This is a genomic window from Terrihabitans aquatilis, from assembly GCF_052542005.1.
On the sequence record NZ_JBOCUO010000001.1, the window covers coordinates 738,795 to 754,711 of the forward strand.

At 65.1% G+C, this 15,917-nt stretch carries 13 protein-coding genes; all 13 read right to left on the reverse strand.

Going from position 1 to position 15,917, the window contains the following annotated elements:
• Window positions 1-7: 7 nt before the first annotated feature.
• Window positions 8-1,675, reverse strand: a complete 1,668-nt coding sequence (gene recN / locus ACQ6S1_RS03710; RefSeq protein ID WP_445039795.1) for a DNA repair protein RecN — start codon at window positions 1,673-1,675, stop codon at window positions 8-10.
• 17 nt (window positions 1,676-1,692) lie between these two features.
• The gene (locus tag ACQ6S1_RS03715; protein WP_445039796.1) at window positions 1,693-2,565 is read right to left on the reverse strand and encodes an outer membrane protein assembly factor BamD; all 873 of its coding nucleotides are present in this window, start codon (window positions 2,563-2,565) and stop codon (window positions 1,693-1,695) included.
• Between the two features lie 109 nt (window positions 2,566-2,674).
• Entirely contained in the window at window positions 2,675-3,616 is a 942-nt protein-coding gene (gene lpxC / locus ACQ6S1_RS03720) for a UDP-3-O-acyl-N-acetylglucosamine deacetylase (RefSeq protein ID WP_445039797.1), read from the reverse strand.
• A gap of 210 nt (window positions 3,617-3,826) precedes the next feature.
• Entirely contained in the window at window positions 3,827-5,479 is a 1,653-nt protein-coding gene (ftsZ, locus tag ACQ6S1_RS03725; RefSeq protein ID WP_445039798.1) for a cell division protein FtsZ, read from the reverse strand.
• Window positions 5,480-5,549: 70 nt separating this feature from the next.
• Window positions 5,550-6,872 carry a cell division protein FtsA gene (ftsA, locus tag ACQ6S1_RS03730; RefSeq protein WP_445039799.1) on the reverse strand — a complete coding sequence of 441 codons (1,323 nt, stop codon included), beginning with the start codon at window positions 6,870-6,872 and terminating at the stop codon, window positions 5,550-5,552.
• Window positions 6,869-7,795 carry a cell division protein FtsQ/DivIB gene (locus ACQ6S1_RS03735; protein ID WP_445039800.1) on the reverse strand — a complete coding sequence of 309 codons (927 nt, stop codon included), beginning with the start codon at window positions 7,793-7,795 and terminating at the stop codon, window positions 6,869-6,871. The genes ftsA and ACQ6S1_RS03735 overlap by 4 nt, the downstream gene beginning before the upstream one ends.
• A complete protein-coding gene (locus ACQ6S1_RS03740) occupies window positions 7,762-8,682 on the reverse strand; it encodes a D-alanine--D-alanine ligase (protein WP_445039801.1) in 921 nt (306 codons plus the stop codon). The genes ACQ6S1_RS03735 and ACQ6S1_RS03740 overlap by 34 nt, the downstream gene beginning before the upstream one ends.
• A gap of 50 nt (window positions 8,683-8,732) precedes the next feature.
• Window positions 8,733-9,710 (reverse strand): UDP-N-acetylmuramate dehydrogenase, encoded by a 978-nt coding sequence (murB, locus tag ACQ6S1_RS03745; RefSeq protein ID WP_445039802.1) that lies wholly within the window; start codon window positions 9,708-9,710, stop codon window positions 8,733-8,735.
• Window positions 9,707-11,119 carry a UDP-N-acetylmuramate--L-alanine ligase gene (murC, locus tag ACQ6S1_RS03750; protein WP_445039803.1) on the reverse strand — a complete coding sequence of 471 codons (1,413 nt, stop codon included), beginning with the start codon at window positions 11,117-11,119 and terminating at the stop codon, window positions 9,707-9,709. The genes murB and murC overlap by 4 nt, the downstream gene beginning before the upstream one ends.
• Window positions 11,120-11,132: 13 nt before the next feature.
• The gene (gene murG / locus ACQ6S1_RS03755) at window positions 11,133-12,242 is read right to left on the reverse strand and encodes an undecaprenyldiphospho-muramoylpentapeptide beta-N-acetylglucosaminyltransferase (RefSeq protein ID WP_445039804.1); all 1,110 of its coding nucleotides are present in this window, start codon (window positions 12,240-12,242) and stop codon (window positions 11,133-11,135) included.
• Window positions 12,242-13,393 carry a putative lipid II flippase FtsW gene (gene ftsW / locus ACQ6S1_RS03760; RefSeq protein ID WP_445039805.1) on the reverse strand — a complete coding sequence of 384 codons (1,152 nt, stop codon included), beginning with the start codon at window positions 13,391-13,393 and terminating at the stop codon, window positions 12,242-12,244. The genes murG and ftsW overlap by 1 nt, the downstream gene beginning before the upstream one ends.
• A 52-nt stretch (window positions 13,394-13,445) precedes the next feature.
• Window positions 13,446-14,831 carry a UDP-N-acetylmuramoyl-L-alanine--D-glutamate ligase gene (gene murD, locus ACQ6S1_RS03765; RefSeq protein ID WP_445039806.1) on the reverse strand — a complete coding sequence of 462 codons (1,386 nt, stop codon included), beginning with the start codon at window positions 14,829-14,831 and terminating at the stop codon, window positions 13,446-13,448.
• Window positions 14,828-15,910 carry a phospho-N-acetylmuramoyl-pentapeptide-transferase gene (gene mraY, locus ACQ6S1_RS03770; protein WP_445039807.1) on the reverse strand — a complete coding sequence of 361 codons (1,083 nt, stop codon included), beginning with the start codon at window positions 15,908-15,910 and terminating at the stop codon, window positions 14,828-14,830. The genes murD and mraY overlap by 4 nt, the downstream gene beginning before the upstream one ends.
• Window positions 15,911-15,917: the final 7 nt, after the last annotated feature.

Here is a 15,917-nt window from a genome sequence, read left to right on the forward strand (position 1 = left end):
AGGAGCCTCAGCCCGTGCCCGCGAGCAGACGATCGGCAGCGGCCCGCGCTTCGTCGGTAATGCGGGCGCCGGCCAACATGCGGGCGATTTCCTCACGGCGGAACATGTCTTCCAGCGGGGTGACGCGTGTGGCCACACGTTCCTCGCCCGTAACCTCGTCTTTGGCGATGAGAAGATGGCTCGAAGCACGGGCCGCGACTTGCGGCGCGTGAGTGACCGCCAGAACCTGCACCCGCTCGCCAAGCCGCTTCAGCCGCGCACCGATGGCGTCAGCAACCGCGCCGCCGACACCCGTGTCGATTTCGTCGAAAATCAGCGTCGGAGCGGAGCCGCGATCGGCCAGGGCGACCTTCAACGCCAGCAGAAAACGCGCGAGTTCGCCGCCGGAAGCCACTTTCAGCATTGGACCGGGGCGCGTGCCGGGATTGGTCTGTACCCAGAATTCCACACGGTCGAGACCGTCCGGGCCGGGGGGCTGATCGCCAGTGATCTCGGTGAAGAAGCGCGCGCGCTCAAGCTTCAGATCGGGCAGTTCGGCCATCACGGCGGCCGCAAGGCTGTCGGCGGCGGTGCGGCGCTGTTCGGAAAGAGCTTCGGCGGCCGCACGGTAGGTGGCTTCCGCCGCGGCAGTCTCCCGCTCGCGGCGCACGAGGTCTTCCTCACCGCCTTCGAGCGCAGCAAGCTCCTGCGTGAAGCGCGCTGCCATCGCAGGCAGACCCTCGACATTGGTGTCGTATTTGCGAGCGGCCGCGCGCAGGGCGAACAGGCGCTCCTCGGTCTGCTCAAGATCGCGCGGATCGAAGGCCGCGCTCTGGATGGCGGCTTCGAGATGGTTGCCTGCTTCGTCGAGCAGCACAAGCGCGTCGTCGATGGCCTTCATCGCCGGCTCGACGTAGGACGGAAGCTGGCCCGCGCGCCGCTCCAGTCGGCGAATGGCGGCGGCGAGCGCGGGCACGGGAGAATTCGGGCCCGCAACCGCCTGATGCACCTCATCGAGATCGCCTGCGATCTTCTCCGCCTGCATCATATGGGTCCGGCGTTCGGCCAGCACGTCTTCCTCACCCTCCTGCGGGGCGAGTTCATCGAGCTCGGCGTGGGCGTGGCGCAAATAATCGGCCTCCGCCCTCACCCGTTCCACGAAAGCGCGTTGCTCGTCGCGGCCCTTAAGTGCGGTGCGCCAGTCCGACCACAGCCGGCCCAGGGCGCGCACGTCGGCATCGAGCCCGCCGAAGGCGTCGAGCAAGGCACGATGCTGGGCAGGATCCACCAATGCGCGGTCGGCATGCTGGCCATGAATTTCGACCAGATTGGCGCCGATGGCCTTGAGAGCCTGAAGCCCGACCGGCTGATCGTTGATGAAGGCACGGGTGCGGCCATCGGCAAGCTGGACACGGCGGAGGATGAGATCGCCTTCGTCCGAGAGATCCTGCCCGGCGAGAACGGCGCGCGCCGGGTGATCGGCCGGCAGATCGAACACCGCCGTCACCTGCCCTTGCGACGTGCCTGCGCGAACGAGGCCGGCATCGCCACGTCCGCCCAGCGCCAGGGTAAGCGAATCGAGAAGAATCGATTTGCCGGCTCCGGTCTCACCGGTGAGCACGGTCAGACCCCGCGCGGGCGCGAGGTCGAGACGTTCAATGAGAACGATGTCACGGATCGAGAGCTGAACCAGCATGGCGCCCCCGTATCAGATCAAGCGGCGCCGATCACGCCCTTGAACGCTTTGCTGATCCAGGATCCCTTGTCCTCCCGCGGCCGCATGCCCTTGGAGGACATGAGCGCGTAGGTATCCTTGTACCATTGGCTCTGCGGGAAATTGTGGCCCAGCACGGCGGCAGCGGTCTGCGCCTCACCCACGATGCCGAGCGCCATATAGGCTTCCGCAAGACGGGCCAGGGCTTCCTCGACGTGGCGGGTGGTCTGATGCACCGTCACCACCGTCTTGAAACGGTTCACCGCACCGACGTAATTGCGCTCCTTCAGATAGAAGCGGCCGATCTCCATCTCCTTGCCGGCCAGCTGGTCGCGGGCGACCTGGATGCGCTGCCGCGCGGGTTCGGCATATTCGCTGTCGGGGTATTTCCGGATGACGTCTTCCAAAGCCTCAAGGGCCTGCTGGGTGCGCGTCTGATCGCGCGTCACGTCCGGAATTTTGTTGTAATACGACATGCCGAGCAGGAACTGCGCATAAGGCGCATCAGGCGAGCTGGGATGCAGCGTGACGTATCGTTTCGCGGACGCGGCGGATTCGTCGTAATTGCCCTGCTTGTACTGGGCATAGGTCTCAAGCAAACCCGCCTTGCGGCCGTATTCCGTATACGGATGCTGCTTGTCGAGCTCGTTGAACTTCTTGCTCGCCTGCTCGAACTTGTTCTGGTTCAGGTTGAACAAGCCCTCATTGTAAAGCTTGTCGGGCGGATCGTCGGAATAAACGATGACCTCATCCTTCTTGCTGCCGCCAAAGGTCGAGCATGCGCCCGCACTGAAAGCCAAGGCAACCGCCAGCGTCGTCAAGACGGCGCGGCGTGCACCGCCGGACGAAAGAGCCGAAACGCTCGAAACCATGCAAGCCCCAGAATCTAGTCGCTCGACGGAACCTGTCGAGACGCGCCTTCTACCCCAAAGCGGACTGAACCGCCATGGTGTGGCGAAGCTGTGTCGAAACGGTGGATGATCAGGCGGTTTCCGCCGAAAACACCGGCTGGAGGGCCGGAATGCGATCACCGTGGCCGACGCGCAACGGTGCACGGCTCGTAACGATGGTCCATGCCGTCGGATCAGCGTAGAGCTCGCGAATCATCGAGACATTGAGGCGATGGCCACCGCAATAGGAACGGTAGCATCCCTGGATCGGAAGCCCCGCCAGAGCGAGGTCGCCCACGGCATCCAGAGCCTTGTGGCGCACGAACTCGTCCTTGGCGCGCAGGCCGTCCGGGTTGAGAACGCCGTCATCGCCGATGACCACGGTATTCTCCAGCGCCGAACCGCGGGCCAGACCGAGTGCCGAAAGCTTCTCGAAATCCTTCATGAAGCCGAAGGTGCGCGCGCGCGACAGCTGACGGCGGAAGGAAGCCGGCGTCACATCGACGACGATGGCCTGACGGCCGATGGCCGGATGAGGGAAGTCGATCTCCACCTCAAGGCGGAAGCCCTTGGAATGGGGCAGCAATTCACCCCAGGCCCGTCCCTGCTCGACGCGGATAGGCTTCAGGATCTTGAGGACGCTGCGCGGCGCGGGCAAGGTGACGACGCCCATGGCGTCGATCGCCTCAACGAACGCGGCAGAACTGCCGTCCATGATGGGCATTTCCGGGCCGTCGATCGAAACGAGCGCATTGTCGATGCCGAGGCCGCGGAGAGCCGCCAGCAGATGCTCGACGGTCGAGACCGCGCCGCGCTCGTCGTCACCGAGGATCGTGCACAATTCGGTCTGGCCGACCTGATCGACATGGGCGCGCAGCATACGCGTTGCCCCGCCGGGGAGATTGGTACGTTCGAAACGGATGCCGGTGCCGGCCTGTGCCGGCGACAGAACGATGGACGCCGGAGCGCCGCTGTGAACTCCGATGCCGTGGATCGACGTGGCGCCGCCGAGCGTCGTCTGTTCACCGTTCATGTCCTGCCCCCTTACGCGAACCGCCTGCGGCATGACCACCAGGCTCCGGGAACGTCGGCGTTTGTGATTCGCCGGAATCGTTCCACGCCCGAAGAATAAAATTTGAGCCGGCGTGGAACAAATCACTGTTCATTGCCGAGTGTTACAGCCCTGAAAGAAAAAGGCCCGGCACATGGCCGGGCCTTCGTATCGTGCGATGCGCGTGCGACCTCAGTTCGCCTGGCGGCGAAGGAAAGCCGGAATTTCCAGCTCGTCCTCAAGGCCGCGCGGCGCCGGAGCGGGCTGACGCATCTGCGGATGCACATCGGCCGGGCGGTGCTGGCGGGGAGCCTGCGGTGCCGGGCGCGGCGGAGCCGGGGGCGCCATCGGCGGTTCGCGATGAGCGGCCGGGGCCGGCTCGTCATCCTCGCGGCGGCCAAGGCCGACGGCTGCGAGGCGCTGCAGCAGCGAGGCGCGCTTGCGATCCGGAGAATGGTCCTCGACCGGTGCACGCTGGGCGAATTGCTGCTGCGCATGAACCGGAAGGTCCTCGATGCGCGGCATGCGCGGACCACCGCGGGTGCGCTCGGGCGCCGGCGGGATGAACGGCAGCGGCGATTCTTCATGCGCTTCCGGTGCAGCCGGAGCCGGCTCGTCGTAGAACGCAGGCGCCGGACGCGGGGCAACCGGACGGATGGTCACGTCATCCGCGACGACCGCCGTGGGAGCCGGCACCGGAGCAAGCTGCTCCTCCAGGAATTCCTGGGCGTAGGCGTCCGGACGCGGCGCCTGAGCGGCAGGCACCTGGACCGGACGCGGAGCCGCGGTGCGGGCAGCCTGCTCGCCCTTCGGCTGCGGCTTCAGCTTCTCGGCCAGTTCGGCGAGTCGCTGCTCGGTGTAGACGGGCTGAAAGCCGGCCACCTGATCGATACCGGTGGCGACCACCGACACGCGAATGGTGCCCTCCAGCTTCTCATCGAAGGTTGCGCCGAGGATGATGTTGGCTTCCGGATCCACTTCCTCGCGGATGCGGGTGGCGGCTTCGTCGACTTCGTACAGCGTCAGGTCGTTGCCGCCGGTGATCGAGATCAGAAGGCCGCGCGCGCCGCGCATGGACACATCGTCCAGCAGCGGATTGGCGATGGCGGCTTCGGCGGCCTGGATTGCGCGCTTCTCGCCAGTGGCCTCGCCCGTGCCCATCATCGCCTTGCCCATTTCGCGCATGATGGCGCGGACGTCGGCGAAATCGAGGTTGATGAGGCCTTCCTTGACCATCAGGTCGGTGATGCAGGCAACGCCCGAATAGAGCACCTGGTCGGCCATCGCGAACGCATCGGCGAAGGTCGTGCGCTCATTGGCGACCCGGAACAGGTTCTGGTTCGGGATGACCAGCAGCGTGTCGACCGTCTTGTGCAGTTCCTCTATTCCGGCATCAGCGACGCGCATGCGGCGCTGACCCTCGAAGTGGAACGGCTTGGTGACCACGCCAACCGTTAGAATGCCCATTTCGCGCGCGGCGCGTGCCACGACCGGAGCGGAACCCGTGCCCGTACCGCCGCCCATGCCGGCGGTGATGAAGGCCATGTGCGCGCCCGACAGATGATCGCGGATTTCGTCGAGCACTTCCTCAGCGGCGGCGCAGCCGACTTCCGGACGCGAGCCGGCTCCGAGACCCTCGGTGACCTGGAGGCCCATCTGGATGATGCGGTCGCACTTGGACAGGCTGAGCGCCTGTGCGTCCGTGTTTGCCACCACGAAATCCACGCCCTGCAGGCCGGACTCGATCATGTTGTTGACGGCATTGCCGCCGGCTCCGCCGACGCCAAAAACCGTGATGCGGGGCCGAAGCTCCCGGATATCGGGCATTTTAAGGTTAATGGACATCGCTCGCCTCTAAAGTTTGGTCACGCGCCGCGTTTCTGGTTTTCTGGAGACCGGTTGCCTAAGCCGCCGGTTAAAAGCTTTCCTTCAGCCAATGCCCCATGCGGGACAGATAGCCGTGGGTTCCGGTGGCCCGCGGTGCGGGACGCGCCATGTCGAAATGTTCCTCGCCGCTGCGCTGCGGATAGACCAGAAGGCCCACCCCGCTGGCGAAGCTCGGCCCTTTGGCCTCGTCCGGCAGACCGCGCACCCCGAGGGGGCGCCCGATCCGAACATTGCGGCCGAGGATCTTGCCGGCGAGATCCGGCATGCCGGTGAGCTGGCAGGCGCCGCCTGTCAGAACCACCCTTTTGCCAGCTTCGGAGCCGTAGCCCGACGCCCGGAGCCGGTCGCGCACCAGTTCGAGCGTCTCCTCGACGCGCGGCTTGATGATGCGGAACAATTGAGACTTCGGAACGTGCTGGACGTGATCGCGCGCATCCTCGCCCACCGGCGTGATGGCGATCATCTCGCGCTCGTCGGAAGAGGTCTCGAACACGCTGCCATGCAGGGTCTTGAGGCGCTCGGCGTCGTCGACCGAGATCGACAGGCCGCGCGCCAAATCAAGCGTGACGTGGTTGCCGCCGAGCGCGACCGCATCGACGTGGTTGAAATTGCCGCCGGAGAACACCGCGACGCTCGTGGTGCCGGCGCCCATGTCGACCAAGGTGACGCCAATCTCGGATTCATCGTCGGCCAGGGCCGCGAGGCCGCTCGAATAGGGTGCGGCAACAAGCGTCTGGACCTCAAGGTGGCAGCGCTCGATGCACAGCATCAGATTGCGCACCGCCGCCTCGTCGGCCGTGACGACATGCATATCGAGACCAAGCTCAGAGCCAACCATGCCGCGCGGATCGCGGATGCCCCGCGTTGCGTCCAGCGAGAAGCCGACCGGAATGGAGTGCAGGATCGAGCGATCGCGGCGCACTGAATGATTGGTGCCGGCCCGCAGAACGCGCTGGATGTCGCCCTCGGCAATCGCACGTCCCGTCACCGGAACGGTGGCATTGTAGAGCTCGCTGCCGAGACGGCCGGCGGAGACCGACACGATTAGGCTTTCGATGCGGGCATCGGCCATGCGCTCGGCGGCATCGACCGCCAGGCGGATGGAATGCTCGGCCGCCTCCATGTCGACGATCGCACCGCCCTTGATGCCGCGCGCCCGCTGATGGCCGATGCCGAGCACTTCGATACGATGAGTGCGGCTGGGCAGCGACGGTCCGCTCTCGACTGGCTTCAGGCGGCCGATCAGGCAGGCGATCTTACTCGTTCCCACATCGAGAACCGAGATGTCGATCGCGCGCTTGGGCGGCAGCGGCTTCAGCCGAGGCGTCACGCTGTGCGGGTGGTGTTTCATGTGCCCGCCCGCTTTGTCTTGTCTTTGGCTGCTTCGGCAAGCGCCTTTGCGACCGGCTCGGAGAGTCGAACTGTCGCACGTCCGGGAAGGCGCAGGTCGAGCTCGGTGATGTCGCGGTCGGTGATCTTGTGATCGCGGTCGAGACGGGCAACACGTGCCAGCGCATCTTCCACGCCGTGGTCGGGAAGCTTGATGTCCATCCCGTTCTTGAGGCGCAGGTTCCAGCGCCGCTCGCCCACGCGAACCGCGGCGTATACGCGCTCGCGAAGCTCGGGGTGGGCCTGGAGCGCCGAGAGGATTTCCTTGGCGGAGCTGTCCGCGCCACGGCCCACGACCAGAGGAAGGTGCGCGAAACGGCTGCCCGGCGCGCCTTCGATGACGGTACCGTCTGAGGCGATGACGGACAGGCTCTCACCCTGCTGCCAGAGAGCGAAAGGCTCACGCTCGACGATCTTCACCGTCAGGCGGTCAGGATAGAGCTTGCGCACCGAGGCCTGCTTGACGAGCGGATTCTTGAGCAGGGATTCACGCGCGGCACCGACATCGAGCCCGACGAGGGATTGTCCGGGCTCGTAGCCGAGCGCCTGAATCAATTCGTCATTGGTCAGGACCTTGCGGCCCTCGACCTCGATGCGCGCAATGGTGAAGCCGCTGCCGCGTGCCATGCCTTCGGGGATGCTGTGAACGAATTCACCGACCTCGGTCCAATGCTCGCCGGCAGTCGCACCGTAAAGCCCGGTCGCTCCGAACAGGAGAACCACGCCCACCCAGCCCATCCCGGGGCGGGTGAGAACGGCAACAGCGCCGTCGCGGCGGCGCTGCGGGCGGCTCTTGCGAAAGCCGGTCCAGCTGGATTGCGGACGCGCCCCTGCGACCCGGGCGGGGCCGTCTATCTGTTCAGGGAAGCGTTTTCCACCATCCATGACACGAGCTCATCAAATGCGAAGCCGGCTTTAGCCGCCAGTTCCGGCACCAGACTCGTTCGGGTCATTCCGGGCTGCGTGTTGACTTCGAGACAGACCAGCTCCCCGGTTCCGCCGGGACGATCGTCGTATCTGAAGTCTGCACGGCTGACGCCGCGGCACCCGAGTGAGTCATGTGCCTTGAGAGCAGAGTGTTGAACAAAATGGTAAACAGATGGTGAAAGATCGGCCGGCAGAATGTGAATTGAACCGCCTTGCGCGTATTTCGCATGATAGTCGTACCACCCGGCGCTGGGCACGATGTCGATGATGTCGGTGGGCTTGCCGTCGATCACGGCGCAGGTCAGCTCCCTGCCCTCTATGTACTTCTCACACAATAACAATTCGCCGTGTGGCCAGTCTGCGCGGGTGAGTTCCTGGGGCGGATGCTCCTGGTCTTCCCGCACGATCAGGATGCCCACGCTGGAGCCTTCGCAGACAGGTTTCAAAACATAAGGAGGAGTTAACGGGTGTGCCTTTGCGGCATCGCTGCGGTTAACGACGACGCCCTCGGCTACGGGCACCCCGGCCTCGGCCATCACGATCTTGGCGCGGTTTTTGTCCATGGCCAGGGCGGAGGCCATGACGCCGGAATGCGTGTAGGGAATTTGCAGCAGCTCGAGCACGCCTTGTAGGGTGCCATCCTCACCGAAGCGGCCATGCAGCGCATTGAAGGCCACGTCTGGCTTCAGCTCGGCGAGCGTCCCGGCGATGTTCCGGTCGACATCGATGCGGGTGACGCGATAGCCCGCTTTTTCCAAGCCTTCGGCACAGGCGGCGCCGGAATTCAGCGAAACCTCACGCTCGGCGGACCAGCCGCCCATCAGCACCGCCACGTGTTTCGGCATGTCTTTCGTCCTAAATTGATCCGCCTGAAATTTCGGGGGCCATTGCCCCCTTAAACGGCGCCGGTGAACACGTCACCATCAAGGAATTCACGCACCTCGTGCCCCGGCGCGAAATGGCCCATGCGGCGGATTTCCCAGCGCAATTCGATGCCGGACGCAGCCCGCACACGATTGCGCACTGTCTCGCCCAGCAATTCGACGTCGTGCGCGCTCGCATTGCCGAGATTAAGCAGGAAATTGCAGTGCAACTCGGAGACCTGGGCCTCGCCGATCGTCAGCCCGCGGCAGCCGGCCTCATCGATCAGCTTCCAGCTGGAATGTCCGTCGGGGTTCTTGAAGGTGGACCCGCCCGTTTTCGAACGAATGGGCTGGCTGGCCTCGCGGCGCTCGGTGATCTCGCGCATGCGGGCGCGGATGTCCTCGGGCTCGCCGGGTGTGCCCTGGTAGACTGCCGAAGTGAACACCGCGTCGCGCGGGCCGTTGGACTTGCGGTAGCGATAGGCCATGTCCGCGTTGGTCAGGGTCACGATCTCGCCCTGACGGGTGACGGCCCGCAGTTCGACCATGCGGTCGCGCGTTTCGGTGCCATAGCAGCCGGCGTTCATGTAGAGCGCTCCTCCGATGCCGCCGGGAATGCCGCTGTAGAAGGTGAGACCATCGATACCGGCATCTGCAGCGGCGGCGGCCACGCGGGCATCCGGCAAGGCCGTGCCCACGCGAATGCGATTGTCGCCGAGCACTTCGACGCCGCCGAAGCCGCGCGCCGACAACCGGATGACAACGCCGTCTAACCCGCCATCGCGGATCAGCAGGTTCGAGCCGAGGCCGATTGTGGTGACGCGAACATCCTCGGGCAAGTGGCTGAGGAAGAACGCAAGATCCTCCTCGTCCGCGGGCTGGAAGAAGAGCTGGGCCCGCCCGCCCACGCGAAACCACGTGATCTCGGACAGCATCTGGTTGGGCACCAGCCGCCCACGGATTTTGCTGGTCCAGTCGCCAAGCTGGGGCAAAAGATCCGGGAAGCTCACGCCTTCGCTCCGGCGCTGGCCTCAAGCTCGCCCGGCAGCGCGTAGGCCCATTGGGTGATGGAGCCGGCGCCGAGGCAGATCACGTAATCGCCGGCTCGCGCCAGACCCGCAATGTGGTTTGCCAATTGCTCGGGCGCTTCCAGCGGAATGACGTTGCGATGGCCGCGCGCCCGCAGGGCGTTAACCAGATGATCGCGGTCGGCGCCCTCGATCGGCTGCTCGCCGGCCGCGTAGACATCGGCCACGACGACGGTGTCGGCGTCGTTGAAACAGGTCGAGAATCCATCGAACAAGGCCTGCAGACGCGTGTAGCGGTGCGGTTGGACCACGGCGATAACGCGCCCATCCGTCGAGGCGCGGGCGGCGCGCAGCACCGCGGCGATCTCGACCGGGTGATGGCCGTAATCGTCGAACACCGACACGCCCTTCCAATCCCCGGTTTTGGTGAAGCGCCGTTTCACACCACCGAAGCGCGACAGGCCGAGCCGGATCTTCTCCGCGGAGATGCCCAGATTATGCGCCACCGCGATAGCGGCTGTGGCATTGAGCGCGTTGTGGTGGCCCGGCATCGGCAGTTCGAGGCCGTCGATCTCCGTCTCGGAACCGTCGCGGTCGCGGATGACGACCCGGAAACGGCAGCGCCCTCCTTTCAGGTCGATATCGAGCAGGCGAACATCGGCCTGAGGATTCTCGCCGTAAGTAACAATGCGGCGATCCTCGATCTGGCCCACGAGGTCCTGTACCGTGGGGTGGTCGAGGCACATCACGGCGAAGCCATAGAACGGAACGTTTTCCACGAAGGAGCGGAACGCCGCCTTGATGGCATCGTAGGTGCCGAAATGATCGAGATGCTCGGGGTCGATGTTGGTGACGATGGCGATGTCGGCAGGCAGCTTCAGGAACGTGCCGTCGGATTCGTCGGCCTCGACCACCATCCAGTCCGAATCGCCCATGCGGGCATTTGTGCCGTAGGCGTTGATGATGCCGCCATTGATGACGGTCGGGTCGAACTCGCCAGCATCCAGCAGGGTGGCAACCAAAGATGTCGTCGTGGTCTTGCCGTGGGTGCCGGCCACCGCCACGCAGGTCTTCATGCGCATAAGCTCGGCCAGCATTTCGGCACGGCGCACGACCGGGAGCCGCTTGGCGCGCGCCTCGACCAGTTCGGGATTGTCGCGCTTGATGGCGGACGAGACGACCAGCACCTCGGCCTCGCCAAGATTATCGGCCTTGTGGCCGACGCTGACGGGGATGCCCTTCTCGCGCAGGCGCTTGACGTTGGCGTTCTCCGCAACGTCCGACCCCTGCACCTGGTAGCCCTGATTGGCCAGCACTTCGGCGATGCCGGACATGCCGATGCCGCCGATGCCGACGAAATGGATGGGACCAGTGTGGCGGGGCAATTTCATCTGAGGATACCGATCAGGCGTTCGAAGAGAGCCCGGCCACCTCGAGAACGAGATCGGCAAGACGCGCGGCCGCGTCCGGACGGGCATAGGTGTGCGCCGCAGCGGCCTGTTGCGCAAGGATCTGCGGGTCCGACAGCAACTCGGTGAGAAGCCGCGCCAGCGCCTGCGGCGTGAACTCCGATTGCGGCACCAGAGTGGCACCCCCTTCGGTCTGAAGGGCCCGCGCGTTTTCCAGCTGGTCGTTGTCGAGGGAATGCGGCAGCGGCACGAGAATGGACGGACGCCCGATCACAGCAAGCTCGGCAATGGTGGACGCGCCCGAACGGGCGATGACGAGATGGGCGTTCGCCATGCGGCTCGGCAGATCGCGGAAGAACGGAGCAATCTCGGCATGGACGCCGGCCGAACGGTAGACGGCTGTTGCGGCGTCCAGGTCCTCGGCCCGTGCCTGCTGGACGACGCTGAGGCGGGACCGCAGACCGGAATCAAGCCAGTTCACGGCCGCCGGCACGATTTCCGACATGATGCGCGCACCCTGGCTGCCGCCGAATGCGAGAAGCCGGATACGCCCGCCCGGTATGGGCGCCACATAGGCGGACGCCGCCTCCAGCACGGACGCCCGTATGGGATTTCCCACATGAATCGCCTTGGCAAGAATCCGTGGCTTCACATTGACAAGATTCGGAAATCCCGTAGCGATGCGGATCGCGCGCGGGGCCAGGAGCCGGTTGGCGCGACCCATTACGGCGTTCTGCTCGTGGACGATGCTGGGAATGCCGAGCACCTGCGCGGCGGCGAGCGGCGTGAGGCTCGGATAGCCTCCGAAGCCGACGATGACAGCGGGGTTCAGCCGTCGCATCAGGGCAAGACCCTGGCCCAGCCCTTGCCCCAAAGTCGTCGCGGAACGCAGCACCGCCGCAGGCGCGCGGCTGCCGAATGTGGCGGATGCAACGGAATGAACAGCGCGCGCCGGAAACTCACCGGCATATTCGCGAGCGCGCGGATCCGTCACGAGTTCGACGGCCACATTGCGACGGCCAAGCTCGGCCGCCAGCGCCTCGGCCGGAAAGAGATGGCCGCCGGTCCCGCCGGCGGCCAGAAGAACGAGAGGCTGGCGTGCCATCAGGCGAACTGCCCCATCGGGAGCGGAGCCATGCCGCGCGACAGCTGGGCGCGTGGGCGGCGTCGCGTCAGAGACAGAAGCATGCCCATGCCCAGGGCGAGCGACAGAAGCGACGACCCACCGTAGGAGATGAAGGGCAGCGTCATGCCCTTGGCCGGCATCAACTGGACATTGACGGCCATGTTGATGGCCGATTGCAGCCCGAACAGCATGGTGAGGCCGCAAATAGCCAGGCGTGTGAAGGGATCTTCCTCCTCCGACGCCAGCCACAGACCGCGCAGCACGATGAAGGCGAAAAGCGACAGCAGAACGAGGCAGAACATGATGCCGAATTCCTCGCCAGTCACGGCGAAGATGAAGTCGGTGTGCGCGTCGGGCAGGATGCGTTTCACCGTGCCCTCGCCCGGCCCCTTGCCGAGCCAGCCGCCCGACACGAAGCTGTCGAACGCGCGCTCGGATTGGAAGTTCTCGCCGGAATCCGGGTCCATGAACTTGGCAATGCGGGTTCGCACATGCGGAAGGGCCTCATAGGCCAAAAACACGCCCCCGACGCCCAGGCCGCCGAGTCCGGCCATCCAAATCCAGCGCAGGCCGGCCAGGAAGAACAGAGCGCCCCACACTACGGAAATCAGCATGGTCTGCCCGAAATCGGGTTGCAGGATCATGATGCCGATCGTGGCGGCGAACAGCACGATGGCCATGAGATGACCCGGCACGTCCTTGCGTTGAGCACCCTCCGCGAACAGCCAGGAGGCCAGCACGATAAAGGCCGGCTTGACGAACTCAGAGGGCTGAAGACCGAGCGGCCCGATCTGAATCCAGCGATGCGCGCCCTTGATCTCCGGCCCGATGAACAGCGTGGCGATCATCAGCGGATAGAAGATGGTGAACGCGATCAGAGCGGTGCGCCGCACACTCCGCAGTTCGAGGAATGACAGGCCGACCATCAGAAAGACGGCCGGCAACAGGAACATCACCTGGCGGTTGACGAAGTGGAAGAGATCGAGGTTCAGCCGCTCCGCCACAGCCGGACTGGCTGCCAGCGACAGCACGATGCCGCCAAGCATCAGTGCCGACAGCGCGAACAGGAGCGGCTTGTCGATGGTCCACCACCATTCGCCAAAGCGTGTGCGTTCCGCGCGCGAGATCATGCGAATCCCCTCCCTCTCCCGATCCGGGAGAGCAGGCCCTGATCATCGCCGATCATGGTAAATGCTTTATTCTCTCGTGAACGAGGCGGCGGAAATGATCGCCCCGGATCTCGAAGTTCGGATATTGGTCGAAACTGGCGCAGGCCGGCGACAGCAGCACCACCGGCTCATCGGCACGCGACAAGGCCGCGTCCTGATGAGCGCGCTCCACCGCGCGCTCCATTGTTTCCACGATCTCGTGCGGCACCCCGCCGAGCGTGCCGGAAAAAGCATCGGCCGCTTCCCCGATCAGATAGGCACGTGCGATTCGAGGGAAAAACGGTCGGAGGCTGTCGATGCCCCCGGTCTTCGGCTTGCCACCGAGAATCCAGTAAATCGCCTCCGGAAAGCTGGCGAGCGCCTGGGCCGCACTGTCGGTATTGGTGGCCTTGCTGTCGTTGACAAAAAGAACATGCCCGGCATGGCCGACCTGCTCCATGCGGTGGGCAAGGCCCGGAAAGGTCTGAAGGCCGCGCGCCACCGATTCCGGCGAAAGATCAAGCGCGAGGCAGGCGGCCATCGCGGCGGCCGCGTTCTGTGCATTGTGCGCGCCGCGCAACGAGCCGATGCCGGACAGGTTCGCGACCTCGCGCGCCAGCCCGTCCTCCGCCAGCAGAAGCTTGGGGCCGTCCGCATACACTCCGTCCGGCACCACGCGGTGCTGGGAGACACGCCGCACCCGCACGCCGTGTGCTTCCACTCGATCGGCGATCTCGGCGCAAAGATGATCGTCGACACCGATCACGGCCGTCTCCGAGCCGGCCACCAGCCGTTCCTTGATCGCGGCGTAGCTCTCCATCGTGCCGTGGCGCTCGAGATGGTCCTCCGACAGATTGAGCAGAAGGCCCACGCTCGGGTTCAGCGAGGGCGCAAGGTCGATCTGGTAGGACGAGCATTCGACGACATGGATGCAGCCGTTCGAGGGCGGCGCAAGGTCGAGGATCGGCACGCCAATATTGCCGCCCATCTGCACGTTAATGCCCGCCGAGCGCAGGATGTGGGCGATCAGCGCGGTGGTCGTGGATTTGCCGTTCGTGCCGGTGATGGCCACAAAGGCCGAACGTGGAGAAATTGCGCGGCGTTCGCGCACGAACACCTCGATATCGCCGATGATTTTGACGCCGGCGGCCTTCGCCTTTTCCACGGTCCAGTGCGGGACGGGATGGGTCAGCGGCACGCCGGGCGCGAGCACGAGCGAATCCACGCCGGTAAAATCAGCTTCCCGGAGATCGGATGCAGTGATGCCGGCGGCTCGCGCGGCTTCCACACGTGCAGGCGCATCGTCCCACGCCACGACATCCGCCCCACCCGCGACGAGCGCCCTGGCGGTGGACAGACCGGAACCGCCGAGACCGAACAGCGCGATGCGCTTGCCGCGGAACGAGGTGGCCGGTGTCATCGCAGCTTCAGCGTGGCGAGGCCGATCAGCGCCAGAACGACGGCGATGATCCAGAACCGGATGACGACCTGCGGCTCGGTCCAGCCCATCTGCTCGAAATGGTGGTGGATCGGCGCCATGCGGAACACGCGCTTGCCGGTGAGCTTGAACGACACGACCTGGATGATGACGGACGCCGCTTCCAGCACGAACAGGCCGCCGATGATGGCGAGCACGATTTCGTGCTTGGTGGCGACCGCGATGCTACCGAGCAGACCGCCGAGCGCCAGCGACCCGGTGTCGCCCATGAAGACCTGCGCCGGAGGCGCGTTGAACCACAGGAAGCCGAGACCAGCGCCCAGAATGGCGCCGCACATCACCGACAGTTCGCCCGTGCCCGGCGTGAAATGGATCTGCAGATAATCGGCGAATACCGCATTACCGGCGAGATAGGCGATGAGCGCAAAGCTCATGACCGCCACCATCACCGGCACGATGGCCAGGCCGTCCAGTCCGTCCGTCAGGTTCACCGCGTTGCCGGCACCGACGATGACGAAAGCGCCGAAGATTAGGAAGAACCAGCCGAGATCGATCAGCACGCCCTTCAGGAACGGAAGCGCCAGCGCATGTTCCAGCGGCTGCGGGCTGACGGCGGACATGATGGCTACGCCCACGCCGGCGATCACGAATTCCAGCGCCAGCCGGGTGCGGCCTGAGAAGCCCGCATGGCTCTGCTTCGAGACTTTCAGAAAATCGTCGTAAAAACCGATCAGGCCAAAGCCGAGGGTGATGGCCAACACGACCCACACATAGACATTGCGCAGATTGCCCCACAGCAGGGTGGCGACGACGAGGCCGACGATGATCATCAGTCCGCCCATGGTGGGCGTGCCCCGCTTTGCCAGATGGCTCTGCGGTCCGTCCGTGCGGATGGGCTGACCCTTGCCCTGCTTGACGCGGAGATAATCGATGACCGCCGGCCCGAACATGAAGACGAACAGAAGCGCCGTGATCACCGCTCCGCCCGTGCGGAAGGTGATGTAGCGGAACACGTTCAGGAAAGGCAGGCTTCCCGAAAAGTCGGCGAGGAAGGTCAGCATTACGCGT